This window comes from Kitasatospora sp. NPDC091257 (assembly GCF_044757675.1).
GTDB classification, from domain to species: domain Bacteria; phylum Actinomycetota; class Actinomycetes; order Streptomycetales; family Streptomycetaceae; genus Kitasatospora; species Kitasatospora lactacystinica.
The window spans coordinates 1-3,405 of sequence record NZ_JBIVVI010001011.1 but is presented as its reverse complement, the minus strand read 5'-3'; the positions used below and the strand labels follow the sequence as shown (position 1 = coordinate 3,405).

4 protein-coding genes and 1 pseudogene are annotated in these 3,405 nt (G+C 71.7%); 2 read left to right on the top strand and 3 right to left on the bottom strand.

The window, feature by feature from the left end:
* Positions 1–81 precede the first annotated feature (81 nt).
* Positions 82–618 (bottom strand): 5-(carboxyamino)imidazole ribonucleotide mutase, encoded by a 537-nt coding sequence (gene purE, locus ACIQOV_RS33565; protein ID WP_401054541.1) that lies wholly within the window; start codon positions 616–618, stop codon positions 82–84.
* On the bottom strand, positions 615–1,754 hold the full coding sequence (locus ACIQOV_RS33560) for a 5-(carboxyamino)imidazole ribonucleotide synthase (RefSeq protein ID WP_401054540.1): 1,140 nt from the start codon (positions 1,752–1,754) through the stop codon (positions 615–617). Before ACIQOV_RS33560 ends, purE begins: the two co-directional genes overlap by 4 nt.
* A gap of 301 nt (positions 1,755–2,055) precedes the next feature.
* Between ACIQOV_RS33560 and ACIQOV_RS33555 the strand changes: the two genes are divergently transcribed.
* Positions 2,056–2,574 (top strand): GtrA family protein, encoded by a 519-nt coding sequence (locus ACIQOV_RS33555; protein ID WP_359906138.1) that lies wholly within the window; start codon positions 2,056–2,058, stop codon positions 2,572–2,574.
* Between the two features lie 184 nt (positions 2,575–2,758).
* Positions 2,759–3,055, top strand: a pseudogene (locus tag ACIQOV_RS33550) (ester cyclase); the annotation flags it as partial.
* 20 nt (positions 3,056–3,075) lie between these two features.
* Here ACIQOV_RS33550 and ACIQOV_RS33545 read toward each other — a convergent pair.
* Positions 3,076–3,405, bottom strand: a 330-nt coding sequence (locus ACIQOV_RS33545) for a sensor histidine kinase (protein ID WP_401054539.1), incomplete at its 5' end; no start/stop codon positions are given.

Sequence of the window (3,405 nt, the reverse complement as noted above, 5' to 3'; positions counted from 1 at the left end):
GTGCGCGCCGAGGGTGTCGTCCCGATCGGCCGTCAGGTGGGCCAGCCGCGCGGGGATCACCTCGCCGCCCCACCAGGGGGATTACTTGCCGAAGCCGAAGGAGGAGGAACCGGCCACCTTGGCGCGCAGCTTCTGGCCCTTCTCGGTGGCCTGGTTGTTCAGCTCGGCCTGGAACTCGGTCATCTTCTCGGTGAGTTCGGTGTCGAAGGCGGCGAGCATCCGCACCGCGAGCAGGCCGGCGTTGCGCGCGCCGGCCACCGAGACGGTCGCCACCGGCACGCCGGCCGGCATCTGGACGATCGACAGCAGGCTGTCCATGCCGTCCAGGTAGCGCAGCGGCACCGGCACGCCGATGACCGGCAGCGGGGTGACGGAGGCGAGCATGCCCGGCAGGTGGGCCGCGCCGCCGGCGCCGGCGATGATCGCCTTCAGGCCGCGCAGGTGGGCGTTCTCGCCGTACGCGACCATCTCGCGGGGCATCCGGTGGGCGGAGACGACGTCCACCTCGTAGGGGATCTCGAACTCGTCGAGCGCCTGGGCGGCGGCCTCCATGACCGGCCAGTCGGAGTCCGAGCCCATCACGATGCCGACGAGGGGGGCGGTCGAAGCGGGGCTCATTCGGTGATCGTTCCTCGCAGGTAGGCGGCCGCGTGGCGGGCGCGCTCGCGGACGTCTTCGAGGTCGTCCCCGAAGACGTTGACGTGGCCGACCTTGCGGCCGGGCTTCACGTCCTTCCCGTACATGTGGATCCGCAGCCCGGGGTCGCGGGCCATGCAGTGCAGGAAGGGGCGGTACATGTCCGGGTAGTCGCCGCCGAGGACGTTGACCATGACGGTCCACTTGGCGCGCGGGCGGGGGTCGCCGAGCGGGAGGTCGAGGACGGCCCGCAGGTGGTTCTCGAACTGCGAGGTGACGGCGCCGTCCTGGGTCCAGTGCCCGGAGTTGTGCGGGCGCATGGCCAGCTCGTTGACGAGGATGCGGCCGTCCCGGGTCTGGAACAGCTCGACGGCGAGGTGGCCGACGATGCCGAGGTCGCCGGCGATCCGCAGGGCGAGCTGCTGGGCCTCGTCGGACAGGGCCGGGTCGAGGTCCGGCGCGGGGGCGGTGACCTCGGCGCAGACGCCGTTCTCCTGGACGCTCTCGACCACCGGGTAGGCGACGGCCTGCCCGCTGGGCGAGCGGACCACGTTGGCGGCCAGCTCGCGGACGAAGTCGACCTTCTCCTCGGCCAGCACCGCGACCCCGGCCAGGAACGGGGCGTGCGCCTGCTCCTCGTCGTCGACGACCCAGACGCCCTTGCCGTCGTAGCCGCCGCGGACGGTCTTGAGGACGACCGGGTAACCGGAGCCCTCCTCGGCGAAGGCGGTGACGTCGGCCGGGTCGGCGACGATCCGGTGCCGGGGGCAGGGCACGTCGATGGAGTCCAGCTTGGCCCGCATCACGCCCTTGTCCTGGGCGTTGACCAGCGCGTCCGGGCCGGGGCGGACGGCGATGCCGTCGGCCTCCAGGGCCCGCAGGTGCTCGGTGGGGACGTGCTCGTGGTCGAAGGTGATCACGTCGCAGCCGGCGGCGAAGGCGCGCAGGGTGTCGAGGTCGCGGTAGTCGCCGAGGACGACGTCGGACACCACCTGTGCGGCGGAGTCCTGGGGCGTGTCGGCGAGGAGTTTGAACCTGACCCCGAGCGGGATGCCCGCCTGGTGTGCCATGCGGGCCAGCTGCCCGCCACCGATCATGCCCACCACTGGAAAATTCACATTGCCCGGGGAAGTCACGCGGCCCAGGATATCCGGGCCGGTCGGGGGCGGTGGAGCCGCCGGTGGGGCCGTCGGGTCGGACGCGCGTAGATGTCAACCTGTCGCCCTGGGGGCTGAGCCGTTCGATGGAAGCGGGTAGCCTGGACGGCCAGGTCCTGGTCTGCGCGGTCCGATCATGTGCGTGCACGCAGGGCTCAAGGGGTGGCCGCGCCGTCGCGGCAGGCCCTTTCGTCCCGCAGGCACATGGAGGCAGTCCGGTATGGCGACGACCGCAGCTTCGAACCCCCCGCTCGCACAGAAGATGCGTGGGATCACGGGCGAAGTCGTGAAGTTCGGCATCGTCGGCCTGAGCGGCGTGGTGGTCAACTTCGCCGTCTTCTGGGTCTGCATCAACGGCATGGGCCTGGCCTCGGTCCGGTCGAACATCGTCGCGACGGTGATCGCGATCGCGACCAACTACCTGGGCTACCGCTACTGGCTCTACCGGGACCGCGACGCCGCCTCCCGCAGGCGCGAGATCACCCTCTTCCTGGTCTACAGCGGCATCGGCATGCTGATCGAGACCGGCGTCCTCGGCTTCTCGGTGTACGTGCTCGACCTGCGCTCGCACTACGAGCAGATCGGCGCCAAGGTGATCGGCCTCGCCGTGGCCACCGTGTTCCGCTTCGTCTCGTACCGCACCTGGGTGTTCAAGGCCGTGCCGGAGCCCGTCGGACTGCCCGCCCAGCAGGCGGTGGACGCCACCAGCGGCCAGGAGCTGGCCGCACAGGCCGAGCTGATGCTGGCCACCGAGCGGATCCGCCTCGCCAAGGCCGAGTAGGCCCCGCGCTCCTGCGCCCCTCGCACCCCCTTCGCTCCCCGCAGCCCCGGCAGCCCGAACGCGGCCGCCGGGGCTTGCCGTGTCCGCCGGGCTTGCCGTGTCCGCCGCGGCCGGAGGACAGTGGTTACCGAGGGCGAGCACGGCCGGCGGACGATCGTGGCCGAGGGGGTCCAGGAGGCTCGCCATGACGTTCGTCCAGATCATCGACTGCAGGACCGACAGGCTCGACGACCTCAACCGGCTGCTGGACACCTGGGTCGAGGCGACCCGGGGCAGGCGGACCGCTTCCCACGCGGTGATCGGCACCGACCGTTCCGACACCGCGCACGTGGTGCAGATCGTGGAGTTCCCCTCCTACGCGGCGGCGATGGAGAACTCCGCCCTGCCCGAGACCGACCGGATCTTCCGCGAGATGGTGGCGCTCTGCGACGCGCCGCCCACCTTCACCGACCTCGACGTGGTCCGCGACGCGCAGTTCGACTGAACGGGCCCCGGGCCCGTTCAGTCCTGGTGGCTGCGTCCGAGGAAGAGCGCGAACACCGCCGGCTTCAGCGAGAGCAGTTCGAGCCGCCCGCCGTCCGCCTCCGCGAGGTCGCGGGCGACGGCCAGACCGATGCCGGTGGAGTTGCGCCCACTGACCGCGCGTTCGAACACCCGGTTGCCGAGGTCCGCCGGCACGCCCGCGCCCTCGTCCTGGACCTCGACCACCGCCGAGGTGCCGGACGGCCGGACCCGCAGGGTGATCGTCCCGGCGCCGTGCATCAGCGAGTTCTCGATCAGGGTGGCCAGCACCTGGGCGACCGTCCCCGGGGTGCCGACCGCGGTGACCCC

Coding starts and splice junctions, on each gene's coding strand:
- purE (WP_401054541.1), bottom strand. CDS start 618: ATGAGCCCCGCTTCGACCGCCCCCCTCGTCGGCATCGTGATGGGCTCG.
- ACIQOV_RS33555 (WP_359906138.1), top strand. CDS start 2,056: ATGCGTGGGATCACGGGCGAAGTCGTGAAGTTCGGCATCGTCGGCCTG.